Source organism: Mesorhizobium sp. M7D.F.Ca.US.005.01.1.1, from assembly GCF_003952545.1.
GTDB lineage: Bacteria > Pseudomonadota > Alphaproteobacteria > Rhizobiales > Rhizobiaceae > Mesorhizobium > Mesorhizobium loti.
Genome location: NZ_CP034453.1, coordinates 3,493,696 through 3,514,665, shown reverse-complemented (window position 1 = coordinate 3,514,665; position 20,970 = coordinate 3,493,696). Strand labels below are relative to the sequence as shown.

Annotated in this window: 19 protein-coding genes; 4 read left to right on the top strand and 15 right to left on the bottom strand. The window is 63.3% G+C overall.

What is annotated here, in order from left to right:
- Window positions 1-45: 45 nt before the first annotated feature.
- Window positions 46-249 (bottom strand): DUF680 domain-containing protein, encoded by a 204-nt coding sequence (locus EJ076_RS16750; protein ID WP_109662949.1) that lies wholly within the window; start codon window positions 247-249, stop codon window positions 46-48.
- A gap of 465 nt (window positions 250-714) precedes the next feature.
- Here EJ076_RS16750 and EJ076_RS16745 point away from each other — a divergent pair, with 465 nt between their 5' ends.
- Entirely contained in the window at window positions 715-1,383 is a 669-nt protein-coding gene (locus EJ076_RS16745) for a response regulator (protein WP_109662947.1), read from the top strand.
- A 5-nt stretch (window positions 1,384-1,388) separates the two neighbouring features.
- On the top strand, window positions 1,389-2,747 hold the full coding sequence (locus tag EJ076_RS16740; RefSeq protein ID WP_109662945.1) for a sensor histidine kinase: 1,359 nt from the start codon (window positions 1,389-1,391) through the stop codon (window positions 2,745-2,747).
- A gap of 13 nt (window positions 2,748-2,760) precedes the next feature.
- On the opposite strand, the gene EJ076_RS16735 is transcribed toward EJ076_RS16740, so the two are convergent.
- The 11 genes from EJ076_RS16735 to EJ076_RS16685 all read right to left on the bottom strand — a co-directional run bounded on the left by EJ076_RS16735 (window position 2,761) and on the right by EJ076_RS16685 (window position 14,063).
- On the bottom strand, window positions 2,761-3,639 hold the full coding sequence (locus tag EJ076_RS16735) for an ABC transporter permease (RefSeq protein ID WP_126068631.1): 879 nt from the start codon (window positions 3,637-3,639) through the stop codon (window positions 2,761-2,763).
- Window positions 3,640-3,650: 11 nt separating this feature from the next.
- On the bottom strand, window positions 3,651-4,460 hold the full coding sequence (locus EJ076_RS16730) for an ABC transporter ATP-binding protein (RefSeq protein WP_109662941.1): 810 nt from the start codon (window positions 4,458-4,460) through the stop codon (window positions 3,651-3,653).
- A gap of 105 nt (window positions 4,461-4,565) precedes the next feature.
- On the bottom strand, window positions 4,566-5,579 hold the full coding sequence (locus EJ076_RS16725; RefSeq protein WP_126068630.1) for an ABC transporter substrate-binding protein: 1,014 nt from the start codon (window positions 5,577-5,579) through the stop codon (window positions 4,566-4,568).
- A 212-nt stretch (window positions 5,580-5,791) separates the two neighbouring features.
- On the bottom strand, window positions 5,792-6,568 hold the full coding sequence (dapB, locus tag EJ076_RS16720) for a 4-hydroxy-tetrahydrodipicolinate reductase (RefSeq protein ID WP_126068629.1): 777 nt from the start codon (window positions 6,566-6,568) through the stop codon (window positions 5,792-5,794).
- A 16-nt stretch (window positions 6,569-6,584) separates the two neighbouring features.
- Window positions 6,585-8,678, bottom strand: coding sequence for an ATP-dependent helicase (locus EJ076_RS16715; RefSeq protein WP_126068628.1), 2,094 nt, complete (start codon window positions 8,676-8,678; stop codon window positions 6,585-6,587).
- An 82-nt stretch (window positions 8,679-8,760) separates the two neighbouring features.
- The gene (locus tag EJ076_RS16710; RefSeq protein WP_126068627.1) at window positions 8,761-8,934 is read right to left on the bottom strand and encodes a hypothetical protein; all 174 of its coding nucleotides are present in this window, start codon (window positions 8,932-8,934) and stop codon (window positions 8,761-8,763) included.
- 98 nt (window positions 8,935-9,032) lie between these two features.
- Window positions 9,033-9,245 (bottom strand): hypothetical protein, encoded by a 213-nt coding sequence (locus tag EJ076_RS16705; RefSeq protein WP_126068626.1) that lies wholly within the window; start codon window positions 9,243-9,245, stop codon window positions 9,033-9,035.
- 273 nt (window positions 9,246-9,518) lie between these two features.
- Window positions 9,519-10,316, bottom strand: a complete 798-nt coding sequence (locus EJ076_RS16700; protein ID WP_109663375.1) for an agmatinase family protein — start codon at window positions 10,314-10,316, stop codon at window positions 9,519-9,521.
- A gap of 124 nt (window positions 10,317-10,440) precedes the next feature.
- A complete protein-coding gene (locus tag EJ076_RS16695; protein ID WP_109662929.1) occupies window positions 10,441-11,613 on the bottom strand; it encodes a M20 aminoacylase family protein in 1,173 nt (390 codons plus the stop codon).
- An 18-nt stretch (window positions 11,614-11,631) separates the two neighbouring features.
- Complete coding sequence (locus EJ076_RS16690; protein WP_126068625.1) at window positions 11,632-12,858, bottom strand: Zn-dependent hydrolase; 1,227 nt, start codon at window positions 12,856-12,858, stop codon at window positions 11,632-11,634.
- Window positions 12,855-14,063, bottom strand: a complete 1,209-nt coding sequence (locus tag EJ076_RS16685) for a diaminopropionate ammonia-lyase (RefSeq protein WP_126068624.1) — start codon at window positions 14,061-14,063, stop codon at window positions 12,855-12,857. The genes EJ076_RS16690 and EJ076_RS16685 overlap by 4 nt, the downstream gene beginning before the upstream one ends.
- 243 nt (window positions 14,064-14,306) lie before the next feature.
- Between EJ076_RS16685 and EJ076_RS16675 the strand changes: the two genes are divergently transcribed.
- Entirely contained in the window at window positions 14,307-14,786 is a 480-nt protein-coding gene (locus EJ076_RS16675; RefSeq protein WP_126068622.1) for an Lrp/AsnC family transcriptional regulator, read from the top strand.
- 76 nt (window positions 14,787-14,862) lie between these two features.
- A complete protein-coding gene (locus EJ076_RS16670) occupies window positions 14,863-16,005 on the top strand; it encodes an NAD(P)/FAD-dependent oxidoreductase (RefSeq protein WP_126068621.1) in 1,143 nt (380 codons plus the stop codon).
- 1 nt (window position 16,006) lies between these two features.
- On the opposite strand, the gene EJ076_RS16665 is transcribed toward EJ076_RS16670, so the two are convergent.
- The 3 genes from EJ076_RS16665 to EJ076_RS16655 all read right to left on the bottom strand — a co-directional run bounded on the left by EJ076_RS16665 (window position 16,007) and on the right by EJ076_RS16655 (window position 20,821).
- The gene (locus EJ076_RS16665) at window positions 16,007-18,115 is read right to left on the bottom strand and encodes a molybdopterin oxidoreductase family protein (RefSeq protein ID WP_126068620.1); all 2,109 of its coding nucleotides are present in this window, start codon (window positions 18,113-18,115) and stop codon (window positions 16,007-16,009) included.
- A gap of 242 nt (window positions 18,116-18,357) precedes the next feature.
- Window positions 18,358-20,235 carry an ABC-F family ATP-binding cassette domain-containing protein gene (locus EJ076_RS16660; protein WP_109662916.1) on the bottom strand — a complete coding sequence of 626 codons (1,878 nt, stop codon included), beginning with the start codon at window positions 20,233-20,235 and terminating at the stop codon, window positions 18,358-18,360.
- 136 nt (window positions 20,236-20,371) lie between these two features.
- Window positions 20,372-20,821 (bottom strand): MucR family transcriptional regulator, encoded by a 450-nt coding sequence (locus EJ076_RS16655; protein WP_109663370.1) that lies wholly within the window; start codon window positions 20,819-20,821, stop codon window positions 20,372-20,374.
- Window positions 20,822-20,970 lie beyond the last annotated feature (149 nt).

The window sequence follows — 20,970 nt, the reverse complement described above, 5'->3', positions numbered from 1 at the left end:
TATTTACTCCTGAATTCAAGATTGGATTGATATCGGCAGTCGCGATTAGCGGCCGAAGAGATTGCGGTCAGCGCCCTGCGAAGCGGGGGCCTGGACGGTCTGCGTCGACTTCGAGATCGAAGCAGTGACCGACTGGTCGACAGTGACGGCAGGCTGATTGGCGTTGGCCGAGCCATAATTGTCACTGCCGGCAAAAGCAGTGCCCGTGGCAACGAGGATGGCGGCGGCGGTAAGAGCGATCTTGGTCATTTTATTTACTCCAGTGTTTGTTCCGTCCGTCTAGTGGCGTGCCCTTGGGAGGAATTTCGCGTCGCTCGGACCACCCCGAGATGGGTTTGCCTCGCCGCGGATTCCAATCACGAAGATGTTCCATAAGCCGTGTGAATCCGCCCCTTGAAATTCAGCAAGGGGGCTCAGCGGGAATAATTTTTATAAACAATATCAGACACTTATTGAAAATATCGTTTCCCACACCAGGGCATTCGGGCCGCCGGTGTTCACTACGTGCTGCACGGTCCGTCAACAGAAAACGAACCGACCGGTTCGATTTGTGCGACCTCGCCACCATCTGAACTTCTGGATCTCCTGCATTTGCCTTGCGGATGGATCGAGATTATCGCTTGTGCACGATCATCAATCGGGCGCGACTTGGCGGTGCCAGTTGAAGAAGCGGGTGGAAATCCGGGTGACCTGCACCCCAGGACAGCGATAGAAATGCGGTTGCTGCTTGTAGAAGACAATCGCGAACTGGCGGATTGGCTGGGCAAGACCCTGCGTCAGGCGAACTACGTCGTCGACATCGTCCATGATGGCGAGGATGTCGAACACGCGCTCGCAGCCGGCGACCACGCGCTTGTCATCCTCGACCTGGCGCTGCCGCGCATGAGCGGGCTGGAGGTGCTGCGCATGTTGCGGGCCCGTGGCAACCGGGTGCCGGTGATCGTGCTGACCGCCAATGCCAGTCTCGACGGTCGGGTCAAGGGCCTCAATGAAGGCGCCGACGACTATCTGGCGAAGCCTTTCCAGATCGAAGAGCTCGAAGCGCGCATCCGTGCGCAATTGCGCCGAGCCAATGACCGCACCGCGCCGGTCGTTGCCTGCGGCGATCTCGTCTTCGACACCAACACGCGGCTGTTTTCGCTCGCCGGCGAGACGCTGGCGCTGACGCCGCGCGAGCACGCGGTGCTCGAACAGCTTGTAGTCAAGGCCGGGCGCACGGTGAGCAAGGCGGCATTGTCGGCCGCTATCTATGATTTCGAGACCGACGCCGACCCCAGCGCCATCGAGATCTATGTGCACCGCGTGCGCAAGAAGCTCGAAGGGGCGCGGGTCCGTATCGTCACGCTGCGCGGCCTCGGCTATCTCCTGCGCCTTGAAGACTAGGCGCCATGAGGATTAACAGTCTCCGCTTGCAGCTTCTTGCTTGGGTGGTGTTGCCGCTCGTCGGCCTCGCCACCATCAATCTGTGGACCAGCCACCGCAACGCGCTGGCAACCGCGGACCTCGTCACCGATCGCATGCTGATGGGCTCGGCGCGTGCTATCGCCGAACGCGTCGCCGTGACTGACGGCATGCTCGACGCCACGATACCGCCGGCGGCGATCGAGATGTTCGACACCGGCGATCACGACAGCGTCTACTACCATGTCAAGACCGCCGGAGGGCGGCTGCTGACCGGCTATCCGGATCTGCCGGAAGCACCGAAGTCCCCGGACACAGAGGCAACCTATCGCGACCATCGGCTGCGGTTGCTGACCTTCAGCCACACGGTGGTCGGCGCCGGAGACGATTCGCCGATCACCGTTACGGTCGGCGTCACGCTTGCCGGACACGACGCCATGGTGCAGCGTCTCTGGTTTGGCGCCTTTGCCCAACAACTGGCGCTGGTGGCGATTGCCGGTTTGTTCGTTCTGCTGGGCTTGCATCGCGGCCTTGCGCCCTTGATCCGGTTGCGCGACGCGGTGCGCTCGCCAAGCCGCAGCGAGTTGGATCCGGTCGAAGTGCCAGGGGCGCAAAGCGAAATCCGCCCGCTGATCGATGCGCTGAACGCCTATATGGAGCGCGTGCGGGCGCAGATGGCGGCGCAACGCCGCTTCATCGCCAATGCGGCGCACCAGTTGCGGACACCGCTGGCGCTGCTGTCGACACAGGCAAGCTACGCGCTGCGCGAAAGTGCCTCCGACGCGCGCCAGGAAGCGCTGATGGCGCTGCAGGCCAGTTCCGGCCGGCTGGCGCGGTTGGCCGAACAGCTCCTGACCCTGTCACGGGCGGAGCCGGGCAGCCGGCGGCCGCGCGCCGACCATATCGACCTTACCGAAGCCGCCCGCCACGTGCTGGAAACGCAGGCGCCGACAGCGATCGGCCGCAATATCGATCTCGGCCTCGAGGAGACCGGTCCGGTGCCGGTCATCGGCGACGGCACCATGTTGCGAGAGATGATCGTCAACCTCGTCGACAATGCGCTGCGTTACTCCCGGGCCGACGGCAGCGTCACGGTGAAATTGGCGACCATCGACGGCGAAGCCGTGCTGACGGTCGCCGACGATGGGCCCGGCATCCCGTTGGATGAGCGAGACCATGTGTTCGAACGCTTCTACCGCATTGCCGGATCGACCGAGGAAGGCAGCGGGCTTGGCCTGGCCATTGTGCGCGAGGTCGTCGACAATGCCGGCGGCCGCGTCACCCTTGGGGATGGCGCGGCCGGCGGTCTGGTGGTCGAGGTAAGGCTGCCGCTGGCAAGCAGCTAAGGTCTGTCGCCGCTCACTGCGTCTCATGCAGGGGCTGGGGACGCCATTTCGCCAGGCGATCCTCGACCATGGTCATCAGATATTCAGCACCCAGCGCCACCACCATCACGATGACGATCGCGGCGTACATGCCGGCGGCGTCGAAGGATCCCTTGGCGATGTTGATCAGCAGGCCGATACCGTAACGCGAGCCGACGAACTCGCCAACGATCGCGCCGATGATGGCAAAGCCGAAGCTGACATGCAGGCTGGCGAAGATCCAGCTCATCGCCGAAGGGACAATCACCGAACGGGTCAGCTGCCAGTTGGACGCGCCCAGGATGCGGGCGTTCGCAATCATTGCCCTGTCGGCTTCCCGCACGCCCTGAAAGGCATTGTGAAAGACAACGAAGAAAACCATCACGAACGCAAGCGCCACTTTCGAAGCGAGGCCAAGGCCGAGGATCATGATGAAGATCGGCGCCAGGACGACGCGCGGAATGGAATTGATCACCTTGATGTAGATCGAGAAAATGTCGGCAGCCATGCGGTTGCGCCCGAGCGCGACGCCGATGATGATACCGGCAACCGAGCCGGTGACGAAGCCGATGACCGCCTCCTCCATGGTGACATAGAGATGATACCAGAGGGGACCCTCGGACGTTCCTTCCGTCGTCCATTCATAGAGCCGCTGCGCGATCGTACTCGGCATTGCGTAGAAGAACGGGTCGATCCACGCTTGGCGCGCGGCAATTTCCCACAAGCCTAGAAAGGCGACCAGAATGGCGACCCGCCAGAACATCACCGTGTGGCGGCGATTCCGTGCCGCCTTGGCGGCGGCGGCCTCGATTTCCGCATCGGAAGTGCCCGGCCTGAAAGCTCCTGCGCTGATATCGATGGTAGCATCGGTCATGGCGTTCCTCCTCAGGCCGCGGCACGTGCATAGCTGGTCTCGACCTCTTCCTTGAGATCAGCCCAGATCGTGCGCGAGTAATCGATGAAGCTCTGCTCGTAACGGATATCGGCGACCACGCGCGGCCGCGGCAGATCGATCGTGTAGACCGACTTTACCGTGGCCGGTCCGGCGGTCAGGACATAGACCTTGTCGGCGAGCGCGATCGCCTCTTCGAGATCATGCGTTACGAAGACCACGGACGCCTTTGCCTCAGACCACAGGCGCAGCAATTCCTCATGCATCAGGACGCGTGTCTGCACGTCCAGCGCCGAAAACGGTTCGTCCATCAGCAGGATCTCAGGGCCGTTTATGAAGGTTTGGGCCAGCGCCACGCGTTTGCGCATGCCGCCGGAAAGCTGGTGCGGATAGTGCTGCTCGAAACGCGACAGGCCGACGCGCGCCAGCCAGTCGCGTGCCGCGGCCGTGGCATCCGACTTCGTCCTGCCACGAAAGAGCGGGCCAGCCATCACATTCTCGATCACATTTCGCCAGGGAAACAAGGCATCGCTTTGGAAAACAAAACCGATGCGCGGGTCTATTCCCTTGACGGGCGCGCCCATGACACGAACCTCGCCGGCGCTTGGACTGGCCAACCCGGTGACGAGGTTGAGGGTGGTGGACTTTCCACAACCGGTCGGACCGACAACGGCGACGAATTCGCCGCGCTCGACGGTCATGGTGAAATCGCGCAGCGCCGTCAGTGATTTGCCGGTGGGTGTGAGGAACCGCCGACTGACATTGATCAGTTCAATCGCTGGTGTGGTCTTTTCATGGGTCATGATGGAACTCCGGGTTCGAGCGGACGCCCGCCGTCGGCCAGAGCCGCCGGACGTGAAAACCGACGGTTGCCGGCGCGACGACGCGCATCGCGCCGGCATGGTCTGCTACTTGGCGTTCTTGACGAATTCCGAGGTGTAGGTCTTGGAGAGGTCGATCTGCTTGCCCTGCAGTTCCTTCTTGAAGGCTGAAAGAACCGTCAGCACAGTCTCGGGGCCGCCTTCGGGCATGATCCCGTCGGGGGTGAACATTGCCTTGCCGGCATCGAGGGCCTTCACGTAGCCTTCCTTGTCGCCGACATAATAGTCTTGCGGCATCTTGTCGGCGATCTCGGCGCCGCTATGCGTGTTGATGAATTTCTGCGTCTTGACGAAGGCGTTGGCCAGCTTCTGCACGATGTCCTTGTGCGCTTCGACCCAATCGGTCTGCATATAGAGCGATGCGGCCGGGTAAGTGCCGCCCAGCGCAGCCTTGGTGCCTTCCATCGTTCGCATGTCGATGAGAACCGACGCTTCGCCGGTCTTCAGCAGCCGGGTGATCGTCGGCTCGGTCGTCATGCCTGCCTGGATCTTGTCCTGCTGCATGGCGGCGATGAAGGTGGTGCCGGCGCCGACCGGAACCGAGGTGAAGTCACCGAGCTTCAAACCGTTCTTGACGGCGAGATATTCCGTAAGAAAATTCGTCGATGAGCCCAGACCGGTCACGCCCAGGCTCATGCCCTTGAAGTCGGCAGGTGATTTGATCTCGGGGTGTTTCGTTGAAACAAGCTCGACCTCGCCTGGCGCCTGGCTGAACTGGACGATGGATTCGACGAATTTGCCCTTTGCCTGCAGATCGATGCAGTGGTCGTAGAAACCGACAACGCCTTGCACGGCACCGGCCAGCATCTCGTTTTCGGCATCGACGCCGGCCGGTTCATTCAGCAGCTCGACGTCGAGACCCTCGTCCTTGAAGTAGCCGAGCGCTTCGGTCAGCTTGGCGGGCAGATAGATCTGTTTTTCATAGCCACCGACCATGATGGAAACTTTATCGTCGGCGCGTGCGGACGGCGCCGACAAGGCCATGGTGGCGACAAGTGCGGTTGTGGCAGCTGAATCAAGCAGTATTCGCGCGAGCGACATGGCCTCTTCCCTTTTGTTCGTTTCCCGCGCCCCTCTCTCTCCCATCGCTTTCCGCGACAAATATGGGGCGCCCATGAACACTAAGGGCACCAACCTTTCATCCAGCTTTCAAGGAAAAGCTGAAAATGAAACCATACAGATTGGTAAGCTGTGGGTATTAGCCGGCCGCTGCGAGGCGGTCATGCCGCGAACACACGAGCCATCCGCCTGTTTCAATTGTTCAGCCCCAGCACGTCGCGCATGTCGTATTCGCCGGGCGGGCGTCCCGCCACCCAGAGTGCGGCGGCGATGGCGCCGCGGGCGAACATGATGCGGTCGCCGGCCGCATGCGACAAGGTAACAAGCTCGCCCTCGGCGCAGAAGCTGACGCTGTGTTCGCCGATGATGCTGCCGCCACGCATCACCGCAAAGCCGATTTCGCCGGCCGGACGCGCGCCGATGACGCCGTCGCGTACACGCCTTGCGACCGTCTCCAGCTCGATGCCGCGCCCGCCGGCTGCGGCTTGCCCCAGCATCAGCGCCGTCCCTGATGGCGCATCGATCTTGTGGCGATGATGCGCCTCGACAATCTCGACATCCCAGTCGTCGGGATCGAGCGCTTTCGCCGCCCGCTCGACCAGCCCGACCAGCATGTTGAGGCCAAGCGAAAAGCTGCCTGAGCGGACGATCGCGATGGTCTTCGCGGCATCGGCAATATCAGCCAATTCCGCCGCATCGAAGCCCGTCGAGCCTATGACCAGGGCTGGCCCGCCGCGCCCAGCGCAAACCCTGGCCAAGTCGGCCGAGGCAGCCGGCGTGGTGAAATCAATCACGATTTCGGCCATGGCAAGCGCCTCGGCGCGGCTCACCAGACCTTCGCCGACGATGCCCGGCCGGTGGAAGCGGGCGGCGAGCGCCAGCCGCGCATCGTCCTGCACAGCGTCGGCCATCTGGCGGCCCATGCGGCCTAGCGCACCCGCGATGGCGACCCTGACCGGTGGTTGCGACATGGCGCTATCCCCGCGGCTATTTCCACATGCCGCGCATGCGCGCGCCGATGTCGACGCGCACCTCTGGCCGGGCCGCCCTGCCCTGTGCCGCCTGCGCGCTCGGCCATGATACCTGCTGGAATGCTGACAGGATCGAAGCCGGGATGAAGCGGGTGCGCGAGGCATAGAGATGGCGGTCGCCGCGCGCCGCCTGGCCGTGCGGAAAGAAGCGCTGCGGCATGACCAGGTTGAGATTGTCCTTGGCCCGCGTCATCGCCACGTAGAGCAGCCGGCGCTCCTCCTCGATGTCCTCCTTGGTGCCGACGCCGAGATCGGCCGGGATGCAGCCGTCGACCGTGTTGAGCACGAAGACATTCTTCCATTCCTGACCCTTGGCCGAATGGATGGTCGACAGGATCAGATAGTCCTCGTCACGATGCGGCGGCCCGGCCTGGTCGCTGGTGGCGTCCGGCGGGTCGAGCGTCAGTTCGGTGAGGAACCGTTCGCGCGAGGCATAGCCCGAGCCGATCTGCTCGAGCTGCAACAGGTCGGCCCGGCGCGTCGTTGCATCCTCGTGGATGCGCTCCAGATGCGGCTCGTACCACAGCCTGATCCGTTCGAGGTCGGCAGGCCATTTGGCGCCGGCCCGCAGGCCGGAGTAGAGCGAGACGAAGCCCGGCCAGTCATCCGCCGCGCGTTGCGGCGGGCGCCAGCCGGCCAGCCCCATGGCCTCGTCGAGCGCCGTCGTCATCGTCTCGACGATCTGCGCCGCGGCCGAAGGGCCGATGCCCGGCATCAGCTGCAGCACGCGGAAGCCTGCGACCCGGTCGCGCGGGTTTTCGGCAAAGCGCAGCACCGCCAGAACATCCTTGACATGGGCGGCATCGAGGAACTTCAGGCCGCCGAACTTGACGAAGGGAATGTTGCGCCGTGTCAGCTCGATCTCCAGCGGCCCGCTATGATGCGAGGCGCGAAACAGCACCGCCTGGGATTTCAACGCCGTGCCGGCCTCGCGCTCGGCGAGGATGGTGTCGCAGACGAAATTGGCTTGCTCGACCTCGTCGCGCACGGTCACCAGCCTCGGTCTGTCGCTGGATTTGCGCTCCGACCACAGGTTCTTGGTGAAGCGCTCCGAGGCCTCGCCGATCACGGCATTGGCGGCGGCAAGAATGGTTTCGGTCGAGCGGTAATTGCGCTCCAGCATCACCACATCGGCGGCTTGCGCAAACTGGTTTGGAAAGTCGAGGATGTTGCGTACTTCGGCGGCACGGAACGAATAGATCGACTGTGCATCGTCTCCCACCACCGTCAGCCCGGCGCCGTCGGGTTTCAGCGCCATGAGGATCGAGGCCTGCAAACGGTTGGTGTCCTGGTATTCATCGACCAGCACATGGTCGAAGCGCCCGCCGAGATGCATCGCTATTTCAGGCTCGGCCGCCATCTGCGCCCAGTAGAGCAGCAAATCGTCGTAATCGAGCACGTTCTGCGCCTGCTTGGCCTCGACATAACCGGCGAACAATTGCTTCAGCTGCTCCGCCCAACCGGCGCACCAGGGAAAGGCAGACCCCAACACCTCGTTAAGCGGCGCCTGGGCGTTGACGGCACGCGAATAGATGGCAAGGCAGCTGCCCTTGGTGGGGAAACGCGCCTCCGTCTTCGAGAAGCCGAGCTCGTGGCGGACCAGATTCATCAGGTCGGCGGAATCCTCGCGGTCATGGATGGTGAAGGCAGGGTCGAGGCCGATCTCCAGCGCATAGTCGCGCAACAGCCGCGCGCCGATGCCGTGAAAGGTGCCGGCCCAGGTCAGCGCATCGGTGATCACCGCGGCATCGCGGCCGAGTACTTCGCCGGCGATGCGCTCGACGCGCCTGGCCATTTCGGCCGCGGCGCGGCGCGAAAAAGTCATCAGCAGGATGCGGCGCGGATCGGCCCCTTTGACGATCAGATGAGCGACGCGATGCGCCAGGGTGTTGGTCTTGCCCGAACCGGCGCCGGCAATGACCAGCAGCGGACCGGCTATCTTGCCGTCGCCATGCTCGACGGCCTGGCGCTGGGCATCGTTCAGCCGGGCGAGATAGGCAGGCTGGACGGTCGGATCCCGAAAGGTCGAATCAGCGGTGGCGAGGTTCATCGCCCATCAAGCATCGTTTCCGCTTTGTTCGCAACGTCGATGCGAGGCAGACTTAGCCCCCGCAGACCGAGGGGGATCACGCCTAGCGTTGCGGATCGACACCCATCGCGGCTGACTGCCGACGCAAGGCTTCGCGATCATGTTGCGACGGCGGCAGCAACAGCGGGTCGACTGTATCGGGCACGTCATCGATCATCTGCCTGGTGAGGCGGTATGTGACATAAGCCAAAGCGCCGGCGATAAGCAGACGGAACATGGTTGCGTACTCCATTGGAACAGAACCAACCCGAGGGGACGGCATTTGGTTCCCTCCCGATTATCAGGGTATGTGATCGAGAGCCGCGATCGCTTCCGCTAAAACTCAGCCCGTTCCGGTATTTCGGCGATGCATTCCTCGAGACGCTCCAGGCGGAACTTGGCATTGCGAAGTTCGTGTCCTGCCTCGTGCCGCCTATGGCGGCCCTGCGGAGAGGTCGCCATCAGGTCGCGCTCCAGTTCGGCAATGCGCGCACGCACCTGCCGGGCCTCGTCCTGACGCAACGCCTTGATCCATCCACGCCCGCGCATCGGTTTTCCTGCCAGCACCTTCGAAAGGCATGCCGGATTTATGTCGGAAAGACCCTAATTTCAGGCAAGCCCAAACGCTCTAAATTTAACTTCCGCTAATTTAGCATCAACAAAAGGGGCTCTTTGGGGGAAGAAGGCCGGCGCCGCTTGGGAGGAGGAATGAAGCGCCGGCCAAGCGGATAATTAGGTCCGCCGCACAGCAGAAGGTAGCTGAGTCTTTCCCTGGCGTCATCGGGCGATTGTTTTCGTTAAAAACGTACCCTCGCCGGCCCGTCACCCGCGTGTCTTGACCATCATCCCGGCAATCTCCTTGAGGAGTTTTGCCGCCACGCCGGCGGTCAGGCCGGCGATGTCGCGAGCGGGATTTAACTCAACGATATCAGCCGCCACGATCGGCTGGTTGATCGACTGAATCAGGTTGATGACCTGACGAGTAGTCAGGCCGCCGGGTTCGCGATGCGAGACACCCGGCGCAAAAGCCGGGTCGAGCCCGTCGAGATCCATCGAGATATAGACCGGCGTCGTGAGGTCGAGCCGCAGATCATCGCTGAACCGCGCGGCCTCGATGACCTCGACACCAAACCGATCGAACTGGTCGCGATGATGGTCGTTGACGGTGCGCAATCCGACCTGGATGAGGCGGTCGGCAAGCCGCTCTTCCATGATGCGGGCAAAGGGCGAGGTGTGGGAGCGCGGATTGCCCTGATAGGCTTCATACATGTCGGGGTGCGCGTCGATGTGCAGAATGGTCAGGCTGGGGTGTCGGCGGCGCACCGCGCGCAGCACCGGCCAGGAGATGGCATGGTCGCCGCCGAGGCAGATCAGCGGATCGCCCAGTTCCAGCACGCGTCCAACCTCGCCTTCGATCAAATCCCATGGATCGGTGGCGGCGTCGAAACGGATGTCGCCATGATCGACCAGCCTGTCGGTCAGGTCGAAACCGGTTTCGCTCCACATGCTGTAGGCATCACAGAACAATTCGGGACGGATATGGGCGGGCGCAAGCGCTGCGCCCTTGGCGAAGGACGAATTGTCGTCGTGGGGAATTCCCAGAAGCGAAATCCTGGTCATCGGCATCCGAGCTCCGTCAATGGGAGTTCACAAAACTGGGGGAGTTCAATAAACCCCGGAGCTGGCTGGCAATAGCAGCGGTGCTTGGGCCAGCGGCGAGCGCGGTCTGGCGATCAAAATGCGATCATCTTCCCGCCTCGCCACACAGCCTTTGCCTGACCACGGCGACGTGGAAATTCGTGCCGAACAACAGCCCGTCATCGTTGAAGTCGTAGCTGGAATTGTGCAGCGGCGCGGAAGCCTCGCCATTGCCGAGGAAGACGAAACAGCCCGGGACGTGGTCGAGGAAACGGGCGAAATCCTCGGAGGCGGTCATCGGCTCGCGGGCGACAGCGATGTTGCCGGGCTCGAAGACGCCTCTTGCGGCCGCGAACGCGGCATCGACCAGTTCGGCATCGTTGCGCAGCGGCACGAACTCCCTGCTGTACTTGACCTCGGCGGTGACATTGTAGGCGGCGGCGGTACCCTCGGCGATGATGCGCATCTGCCGCTCGATCTCGGCGCTGACCTCGGGACGGAAGCTGCGCGCATCGCCGAGGATGCGGGCAAGGCCGGGCAGAGCGTTGCGGGTGCCGTCGGTGATCAGCTCGGTCACCGAAACCACCGATATGTCGGCCGGGCTCAGCCGGCGCGAGACGATGGTCTGCAGATTGGTGACCAGCGCGCAGGCGGCGACCAGTGTTTCGTTTCCCGCATGCGGCCGCGCGGCATGGCCACCGAGCCCTTTGAGCACGATCTCGAAATTATCCTCGGCCGACATGACCGGGCCGGCGCGGGTCTCGAAATGCCCGATCGGCAGGCCGGGCATGTTGTGCAGGCCAAAGATCTCGTCGAAGGGAAAGCGCCGCATCAGCCCATCGTCGAGCATGGCTAGCGCCCCCCTGCCCCATTCCTCGGCCGGTTGGAAAATGAAGCGCACAGTGCCGTCGAAACCGCCCTGCTCTGCCAGCAGCTTTGCCGCGCCGAGCAGCATCGTGGTGTGGCCGTCATGGCCGCAGGCATGCATGATGCCGGGATTGCCGGAGCGGTAGGGCGCGTCCGACTGCTCGGTGATGCGCAATGCATCCATGTCGGCCCTGAGCGCAATCGCCCGGTTGCCGCTGCCGCGCTTCAGCGTGCCGACGACGCCGGTGCCGCCAACCCCTTCGGTGACATCGTCCAACCCAAATTCGCGCAGTTTGGCGGCGACGAAGGCGGCGGTGCGCTCCTCCTCGAAACCGAATTCGGGATGCGCGTGCAGATCGCGCCGCCAGAAAATCATCTCCTGCTTCAGCGCATCGCGATCGAGTTCAGACATTCTTCTGCCCCTTCTGACCTACTTTGCCAGTTGCGCGGCCACATCAAGCAGGATGTTGGCGCCGGCAACAAGCTCGCCATCTTCAGTGTGTTCGCGCGGATTGTGGCTGATGCCGCCGGCGCTCGGCACGAAGATCATCGCCGCCGGCGCAATGCGCGCCATCATCTGCGCATCATGGCCGGCGCCTGATGTCATGCGCCTGACGCCAAGGCCGCGGTCTTTCGCGGCGGCCTCGATCCGCTCGACGATGCGAATGTCGAAGATCACCGGCTCGAAGCGGGCCAGCTGCTCGACCGAGATCGTCACGGTCTCGGTGGCGGCAAGCTGCTCGAGATAGGCGGCAAGTGCCGCCTCCTCCGCTTGCAGGCGCTGTTCGTCGGGATCGCGCAGATCGATGGTGAAGACGGCGCGCGAGGGAATGACGTTGATGGCATTCGGCTCGAAGCGGATCGTGCCGACGGTGGCGACGGTCGGCGCGTTCGAGGCTTTGGCCCGGTCGAGCAGGAAGGTAATGACCCGGGCGGCGGCGTGGCCGGCATCGCTGCGCATCGACATCGGCGTGGTGCCGGCATGGTTGGCGACGCCGTCGATGGTGACGCGTTGCCACGAGATGCCTTGCAGATTCTCCACCGCGCCGATCGGCACGCTTTCTAGCTCCAGCACCGGCCCCTGTTCGATATGCAGTTCGAGATAGGCATGCGGCTTGAGGAAGCCGGGCTCCCGGTCGCCGGCATAGCCGATGCGGGCAAGTTCCTGCCCCAGCACGCTGCCGTCGGTGCCGACAGCCGCCAGCACCGTTTCGGCATCGATGCCGCCGGCATGGACCAGCGAGCCCATCATGTCCGGGGTATAGCGCACGCCCTCTTCATTGGTGAAAGCGGCGACCGCGACGGGGCGCGACGGCAAGAAGCCTGATGCCTTGAGCGTTTCGATCACTTCCAGCCCGGCAAGCACGCCGTAGCAACCGTCATAGATGCCGGCATCGATGACGGTGTCGATGTGCGAGCCGATAAGCAGCGGCGCCTGCCGGGCATTTTCCGGGCTTTGCCAGATGCCGAAGATGTTGCCGACCCGGTCGATGGCGACATCGATCCCGGCCTGCCGCAGCCAGCCGACGAAGAGGTCGCGGCCCTGCCTGTCGGTGTCGGAGGCGGCCAGCCGGATAAGCCTGCCCTCGCCATCCCGGCCAACAGCACCGAGTTCGCGGATACGGCCAAGCAGGCGCTGTGCATCGATCTCGATCATGCCGTTGCCTCTGCAGTCAACTTGCCGGCCAGCACATCGGCCGGGCTCATGCCAACCAGTTCGGCATAACGATGCGGGTCGGTGGCGCCTTCCGTGTTGATCACCAGCACACGGGATTTGCCGTCGAGTTGAAGCTCGGCTCGGTTGTCGGCCACCGCCCGGATCAACCCGGCAAGGCCGACGCCGCCGCTTTCGCCGGCAACGATTACCGGATCGCCGGCGCTCGGCCGCGCCAGGCGCCGCATCACCGCGACGGCGTCGGCCTCATCCACCGTCATGAAGGCATCGGCGGCGCGTGCCAGCACCCGCCAGGCGATCGGAGAGGCCTCGTAGCATTCAAGCATGGCCATCACCGTGGGCTGGCCGTGCGCGACCTTGACCGGGCGCCCGACCTGGGCGGCTGCAAAAACACAAGCGGCACGCGCCGGCTCGACCACGATGAAGGTCGGCCTGGCATCACCGAGCACGATGGCCAGATGGCCGGCCAGCGCGGCGGCAATGCCCCCGACCCCGGCCTGCACGAAGACGTGGGTTGGCGTCCGGGGAAGCTGGCGCAAGGCTTCGCGCACGATCGCCGTATAGCCCTGCATGACCAGGCCGGGAATCCGTTCATAGCCCGGCCACGAGGTGTCGGACACCACGGTCCAGCCCTTGTCGGCGGAAACCTGGGCGGCTTGCCTGACCGAATCATCATAATTGCCGTCGACGCGGATCATCTCGGCGCCATAGCGGGCGATCGCCGCGATGCGCTCCTCGCTGACGCCGGCGTGGACGAAGATCGCCGCTCGCGCGCCGACGAGTTGAGCGCCTTGCGCGACGGAGCGGCCATGATTGCCGTCGGTCGCACAGGCAAATGTCATCGCAGCGGCGACGGCCCGCACGTCAGGCCGATCGAGATCGGCCACATCGATGGGTCGGCCAAGCCGGCTGCCTGCCTCCTCCAGCACCAGGCGGAAGACGGCATAGGCACCGCCAAGCGCCTTGAAGCTGCCGAGGCCGAGGCGAAAGCCCTCATCCTTGATATGGATGGCGCCAAGTCCGAGTTCGGTGGCGAGCGCCGGCAGCGCATGCAGCGGCGTTATCAGGTGATTGTCGCGATGGGCAAGAAAACGCTCGACTGTGTCGGCGCCGGCCACGCCAAGGGTATCGGCATCGGCCGGATCGAGTGGCAGGCGATGCAGAGTATTGCGGTTGAGCAGGAACACTGGCGGCCTCCTTAGAGCCGGATGATTTCGGGTCGAATCGACCCGAAATCTGAATCCGTCTCTAAATCAAAGAGATAGAGAGCATGATGTCTGGACAAACGGTACCCGTTTGTCCGAGAAAACCGCTTCGCACTTTTCGGCATCATGCTCTGACGTTCAGCGAGAATATATTGCAGGATCGACGCAAAGGGCGCTGTAATATGGCCTCCCAAATGCAAGTTTGTTTCGCTAGGGATATCTCCATTGCCTGTATCGCCACCCTCGCTCGACAGTTTCGATCTCGCCATCCTTGCCATCCTGCAGCGCGACAACACGACGCCGCAGCGGCTGATCGGCGAGGCGGTGAACCTGTCGGCGCCGGCGGTGCAGCGCCGCATCAAGCGCATGGAGCAGACCGGCGTCATTGCCGGCAATGTCGCGGTGATCGAGCCCGCGGCTGTCGGCCAGCCCATCACCATCTTCGTCGAGGTGGAACTCGAGAGCGAACGCGCCGAACTGATCGACGCGGCCAAGCGGCAATTCTCGGCAACCCCTGAAGTCCAGCAATGCTACTATGTCACCGGCGAGGCCGATTTCATCCTCGTCATCACCGTGGCCGACATGGGCGCCTATGAGGCGCTGACGCGAAAATTGTTCTTCGACAGCAACAATGTGCGGAAGTTCCGCACTTTTGTTGCCATGGACCGGGTCAAGGTCGGACTGACGGTGCCCTTGCCCGGCTGAGCGCTGCTGGCATGGCAGGCTCCGGCTGCCATGTTTTTGCCATTCTCCAGAAGCGAATTTGTCGGCGGAGGCGCGCTTGGACGACACTACACCAGTTGCGATCATCGGTGCCGGACCGGCAGGCCTGGCCATTGCCGCGTGCCTGCGGCAGGCCGGGGTCGACTTCGTCCTCCTCGAAAAAGAGCAGCAATCCGCCCCTGCATGGCGACGCCACTATGAGCGCGTCCATTTGCACACGACCAAACGCTATTCCTCGCTGCCCTTCGTGCCCTTTCCCAGGGACTATCCGCGCTATGTGCCGCGCGATCTTTTCGTCGACTATCTCGATGCCTATGCGCGGCGCTTCGATCTTCGGCCCAGATTTGGGGAAACGGTGCGGGCGATCAACCGGCGAGGCCGAAGCTGGCTCGTGGACACGACAACAGGCCCCTTGCACGCTTCACAGGTGGTGATCGCGTCGGGCAACAACGCGGAGCCGCTGATGCCCGGATTTGCCGGCGCCGATGCCTTCAAGGGCACAAAACTGCATAGCGCCGACTATCGCAACGCCATGCCTTTTGCCGGCCAGTCGGTGCTGATCGTCGGCATGGGCAACACCGGCGCCGAGATTGCCCTCGATCTGGTGGAAGGCGGTGCGCGGCCGACGATTTCGGTGCGCGGCGGCGTTCATATCGTACCGCGCGAACTGCTTGGCGTGCCCATCCAGATGATCGGCATGGCGGCGCGCCTGATGCCGCAACGCATCAACGATGCCTTGTTTCCTATCATCCTCGATCTGGCGCTGGGCAGGCTGGGGAAATATGGGCTCAGGCGGCCGCAGCAAGGAATGCTGCAGCAAATCGCGCTCTCGTCGCGCATTCCGACGATCGATGTCGGCACGGTCGGCAAGATCCGCGAAGGTGCGATCAAGATCGCACCCGATATTGCCGAGATCACCGAACAAGGCGTCCGTTTCACCGATGGCAAGCATGGCGAGTTCGATGCGATCATCTTCGCCACCGGCTTCCGGCCCGGCTATGCCAGATTGCTGGAGCCCGGCGTCCAGCCAGGCCGCAGCGGCGTCAATGCGAGCGCTTCGGATCTCGGTCTTTATCTCATCGGCTTTCACAATCCGGTCACCGGATTGCTGCGCGAAATCTCGATCGAGGCAGAGCAGATCGCCGACGACATCCGCCTCCGGCGAAACCGAAAGAAGGCAGCAGAAATCCTGCCGGTATGATTCACCCTGCCGCGCGCAGCCAGACCTTGTTGTCGTGGAAGGCAGCACCCCCGTAGGGCGCCGGCGCGTCGGCTCCGGTCAGCACGTTGATGCCTTCGCCGCGCTCATGCGCGCTGTTTGGCCAGATGCCTTCGGCGATGACGACGCCGCGCTTGATGCCTTCGAAGAGTTTTGCATGCAGCACGACTTCGCCGCGCGTGTTGCCGACCTCGACACGATCGCCGTCGGCCAGCCCAAGTGCTGCGGCATCATCGGGGTGCAGCAAGAGTTCCGGCCGGCCTTCCTTGGCCTTGGACACCGGTGTTTCCGAGAATGTCGAATTGAGAAAATTGCGTGCCGGCGATGTTGTCAGCCGGAACGGATGCGCCTCGTCGGCGACCTCGATCAGGTCGACATGGTCGGGGAATTCCGGCAGCCGCGCCACCGGCCCGAACAGGCCCATGCTTTTCGGCGGCCGGTTGGGCGCCGCCTGCCCGGTCCAGTCGGCGCGGAAGCGGAATTTCCCATCCGCGTGGCCAAATCCCCTAGTGAAATGCGCGGTGTCGAAATCCGGCTGCAGGTCGATCCACTTGTCTTCCTTCAAGCTGTCGAAGCTGCCCAGCCCGCGCTTGCCCAGGATGATGTCGATATGCTGCTGCTCGGTCAGGCCGAAGCCCGGACGGTCGGCGACGCCGAGCCGCTCAGCCAATTGCTCGATGACGAAATGGTTGGTGCGCGGCCCTTCCGGCGGCTCGATCAGCTTGGGGCCAAGCGTGATGTGCTGGTTGCCGCCGCCCTTGTAGACGTCGTCATGTTCGAGGAACATCGTCGCCGGCAGCACGACATCGGCGAGCTTGGCCGTGTCGGTCATGAACTGCTCGTGCACGCAAGTGAACAGATCCTGGCGCAGGAAGCCCTGCGTCACCAGCCGCTGCTCCGGTGCGACATTCACCGGGTTGGTGTTCTGGATCAGCATCGCCGTTACAGGCGGGCCGCCATAAAGCGCGTCGCTGGCACCGGTCAGCACCGGGCCGATGCGCGAATGGTCGAGATAGCGGATCGAGGGATCGCGCATCTTCGTGCCTTCCAGCACATCCTGGTTGAGCTTGAAGATGCCGGAATTGGAGTGGAAGGCGCCGCCGCCCTCATATTGCCAGCAGCCGGTGACCGCGGCGATGCAAGATGCGGCATGCATGTTGACGGCGCCATTGCGCTGGCGCGCGAAGCCATAGCCGAGCCGGAAATAGGTCCTTTTCGTCGTACCGACGAGCCGGGCGAAGGCCTCGATCTCGGCGACCGTCAAGCCGGTGATCTCGGCCGCCCATTCCGGCGTGCGCGTCTTGAGATGCGCTTCAAGCCCTTTCGGGTCGTCGGTGTATTTTTCGAGATAGGCGCGGTCGGCCATGCCTTCCCGGAACAGCACGTGCATGACCGCGCAGGCCAGCGCGCCGTCGGTACCCGGCCTCAGCACCAGGCCGAGATCGGCCTGCTTCATCGTCGCGTTTTCGTAGACGTCGATGACGAGGATCTTGGCGCCGCGCTCCTTGCGCGCCTTGATGGCGTGGGTCATGACGTTGACCTGTGTGACCACCGCATTGGTGCCCCAGATCACCACGCAATCGGATTTCGCCATCTCGCGCGGGTCCGGCCCGCGCAGCGCGCCGGCCCCCATCATCCAGCCGGTCCAGGCGAGATTGGTGCAGATCGAGCCGAAAAAGCCGGAATACTTTTTCGCGTGGCGCAGCCGGTCGATGCCGTCACGCTGCACCAGCCCCATCGTGCCGGCATAGTAGTAGGGCCAGACCGTCTCCGAGCCGTATTTTTCCTCGGCCGCGATGAACTTTTCGGCGACGAGGTCGAGCGCGGCTTCCCAGCTCGCTTCTTTCCAGGCGCCGTCGCCCTTGGCGCCCGCCCGCACCAGCGGCTTCAACAAACGGTCCGGATGATGGACGCGGTCGGCATAGCGCGCGACCTTGGCGCAGATGACGCCGGCCGTGTAGCTGTTGGCCTTGGCGCCGTGGACGCGGCCGATGCGGTTGCCATCGAGCAGTTCGACCTCGAGAGCGCAGGTCGAAGGGCAATCATGCGGGCAGGCCGAATGGCCGATCCTGAGCTTGGCGTGCTGGTTCATGGCACTTGTCTAACGGCTTTCGGGCGTGACGTGTAGGGCCAGTTACACGCCGTCAGTTCGCTTGAAGAGCGCATTGTAGGCACCGCATTTTGGGCAATGCATATGGCGTTCTACATGCGCGGCCCCTGCGCCGGCGTCGACGGTAACCAGATTGCCTTCTCCGCATTCAGGACATTTTACGACAGCCCCGGGATTGATCGCCAAAACCTTCGCAGCCCCAAGCCAAGATTCCTTCGACACACTCACTCCGCCGTGCCTTCCTCATATTCCGCCGACATGGTCAGCCACTTTTCCTCGTGGCCGGCCAGCGTCTGGGCCAGTTGCGAGCGCTCCTTGGCCAGCCGGGTCGCGGTCGAGGGATCCTTTTCATAGACCGCCGGATTGGACAGCTCGTCCTCAATGCCGTCGATGCGCTTGCGGATGCGGTCCATCAGCGCTTCGGTGGCGCGGATCTCCTTGGCCAGCGGCTCGAAGGCGGCGCGGCGTGCGGCCGCATCCCGGCGGCGATCGGCTTTTGACGCCTTGTCGGCCTCGCGCTTGCCGCGGCGGTCGCCGGACACGCCGGTGACCAGCGTCTTGTAGTCCTCGAGGTCGCCGTCATACGGGTTGACCGCGCCGTCCTTGACCAGCCACAGCCGGTCGGCCGTCGCCTCGAGCAGATGGCGATCGTGCGAGATCAGGATGACGGCGCCGGGAAATTCGTTCAACGCATGGATCAGCGATTCGCGGCTGTCGATGTCGAGATGGTTGGTCGGTTCGTCGAGGATGAACAGGTTCGGGCCTTCGAAGGCCGACAGGCCCATCAGCAGCCGCGCCTTCTCACCGCCCGACAGATCCTTGGCGGCGGTGTTCATCTTCTCAGTGGTGAGGCCGAACTGGGCGACGCGGCCGCGCACCTTCGATTCCGGCGCCTCCGGCATCAACCGGCGGACATGCTCATAGGCGTTTTCGTCAGGGCGGAGATCATCGAGTTGATGCTGGGCGAAGATCGCCACCTTCAGCCCGGGCGCCACCGTCATGGTGCCACTCTCCTGCTTGAGCCGGCCGGACAGCAATTTGGCGAAGGTCGACTTGCCATTGCCATTGGCGCCGAGCAGCGCGATGCGGTCGTCGGCGTCGATGCGTAGCGTCATCTTCTTGAGGATCGGTTGTCCGTCGGTGTAGCCGACATTGACGTTGTTCAGCGCCACGATCGGCGAGGCCACCGTCTTGACCGGTTCGGGGAACGAGAACGGCCGCACCGAATCGTTCACGATGGCCGCGATCGGCTTCATCTTTTCCAGTGCCTTGATGCGCGACTGTGCCTGTCTCGCCTTGGAGGCCTTGGCGCGGAAGCGTTCGACGAAGGATTCCATGTGCTTGCGGGCGGCTTCCTGCTTGACCCGGCCCTTTTCCTGCAATTCCTTCTGCTCGGTGTATTGACGCTCGAACTGGTCGTAGCCGCCGCGCCAGAAGGTCAGCTTCTTCTGGTCGAGATGGACGATCGAATTGACGGCGCGGTTGAGCAGGTCGCGATCATGCGAGATCAAAAGCACCGTGTGCGGGTATTTCGACACGTAGTTTTCCAGCCACAGCGTGCCTTCGAGATCGAGATAGTTGGTCGGCTCGTCGAGCAGCAGAAGGTCGGGCTCGGCAAACAGCACCGCGGCGAGTGCCACGCGCATGCGCCAGCCGCCGGAGAAGGACGAGGCCGGACGGCGCTGCGCCGCGTCGTCGAAGCCGAGGCCGGCGAGAATGGTAGCGGCGCGAGACTCGGCCGAGTGCGCATCGATATCGGCCAGCCGCATATGGATGTCGGCGATGCGGTGCGGATCGGTCGCCGTCTTTTCCTCTTCGAGCAGCGCCGTGCGTTCGAGATCGGCCTTGAGCACGATCTCGATCAGCGGGTCCTCGGTGCCTGGCGCTTCCTGCGCCACCTGGCCGATGCGGGTACTCTTCGGCAGGCTGATCGAGCCCGTCTCGGACGGGAAATCGCCGGTGATGGCCTTGAACAGTGTCGTCTTGCCGGTGCCGTTGCGGCCGACAAGGCCGGCCTTGGTGCCGGCCGGCAAGGTCAGCGAGGCATGGTCGAGAAGCAAACGTCCGGCCATGCGGAGCGATAGGTCATTGATGATCAGCATGGCCGCGCTTTTGCACCGGACATCAACGCTTCGCAAGACCTTGTGGGCCAGTTGGCCGCACAAGGTCTTGAAACGACGCCCGCGAGGGCGCCGTCAAAGCAGTCGAACAGTGGCTCGCCTACCGGGCAGGCAGCGCTCAGGCAGTCGCCTTGCGCTTCGTCGCCTTGGCGACAGTCGCCGGCGCTGCTGCCGGTTTGCGGCCAAGTCCTGTCGACTTTGCCAGCGCCGATCGTGTCGCCGAGTAGTTCGGCGCAACCATCGGATAGTCTGGCGGCAAGCCCCATTTGGCCCGATAGTCGTCCGGGCTCAGGCCGTAGTCGGTCCGCAGATGCCGCTTGAGCGACTTGAACTTCTTTCCGTCCTCAAGGCAGATGATGTAGTCGGGAAACACCGACTTCTTCGGATTGACTGCCGGAACCAGGTTTGGGGTTTCCGCGACAACTGCACCAGCGAGCTTGCGGACCGAAGCACTGACGCTGGCAATCAACTCAGGCAGACCGGAAGCCGGAAGAGGATTGTTGCCTACATAGGCCGAGACAATATCGGCCGTCAGCTCGATAACGGTCTTATCATCGATATTTGACAATTCTTTCACCTTATTTGCGACAAAATCATCCACCCCAGCGAAGACTTGTGTCGATGTATCTCTTTAACCGCGTCCCCCAACGGACCGCCAAGTCTCAAAAGGAATTAAGAATCGGCAAAAGTAGCTTTCATGCGAAATCGGCGCTATGC

Bases quoted from the DNA above. Each gene is read 5' to 3' on its own strand.
- EJ076_RS16750 (WP_109662949.1), bottom strand. From the start codon at position 249: ATGACCAAGATCGCTCTTACCGCCGCCGCCATCCTCGTTGCCACGGGC.
- EJ076_RS16745 (WP_109662947.1), top strand. From the start codon at position 715: ATGCGGTTGCTGCTTGTAGAAGACAATCGCGAACTGGCGGATTGGCTG.
- EJ076_RS16740 (WP_109662945.1), top strand. From the start codon at position 1,389: ATGAGGATTAACAGTCTCCGCTTGCAGCTTCTTGCTTGGGTGGTGTTG.
- EJ076_RS16735 (WP_126068631.1), bottom strand. From the start codon at position 3,639: ATGACCGATGCTACCATCGATATCAGCGCAGGAGCTTTCAGGCCGGGC.
- EJ076_RS16730 (WP_109662941.1), bottom strand. From the start codon at position 4,460: ATGACCCATGAAAAGACCACACCAGCGATTGAACTGATCAATGTCAGT.
- EJ076_RS16725 (WP_126068630.1), bottom strand. From the start codon at position 5,579: ATGTCGCTCGCGCGAATACTGCTTGATTCAGCTGCCACAACCGCACTT.
- dapB (WP_126068629.1), bottom strand. From the start codon at position 6,568: ATGTCGCAACCACCGGTCAGGGTCGCCATCGCGGGTGCGCTAGGCCGC.
- EJ076_RS16715 (WP_126068628.1), bottom strand. From the start codon at position 8,678: ATGAACCTCGCCACCGCTGATTCGACCTTTCGGGATCCGACCGTCCAG.
- EJ076_RS16710 (WP_126068627.1), bottom strand. From the start codon at position 8,934: ATGTTCCGTCTGCTTATCGCCGGCGCTTTGGCTTATGTCACATACCGC.
- EJ076_RS16705 (WP_126068626.1), bottom strand. From the start codon at position 9,245: ATGCGCGGGCGTGGATGGATCAAGGCGTTGCGTCAGGACGAGGCCCGG.
- EJ076_RS16700 (WP_109663375.1), bottom strand. From the start codon at position 10,316: ATGACCAGGATTTCGCTTCTGGGAATTCCCCACGACGACAATTCGTCC.
- EJ076_RS16695 (WP_109662929.1), bottom strand. From the start codon at position 11,613: ATGTCTGAACTCGATCGCGATGCGCTGAAGCAGGAGATGATTTTCTGG.
- EJ076_RS16690 (WP_126068625.1), bottom strand. From the start codon at position 12,858: ATGATCGAGATCGATGCACAGCGCCTGCTTGGCCGTATCCGCGAACTC.
- EJ076_RS16665 (WP_126068620.1), bottom strand. From the start codon at position 18,115: ATGAACCAGCACGCCAAGCTCAGGATCGGCCATTCGGCCTGCCCGCAT.
- EJ076_RS16660 (WP_109662916.1), bottom strand. From the start codon at position 20,235: ATGCTGATCATCAATGACCTATCGCTCCGCATGGCCGGACGTTTGCTT.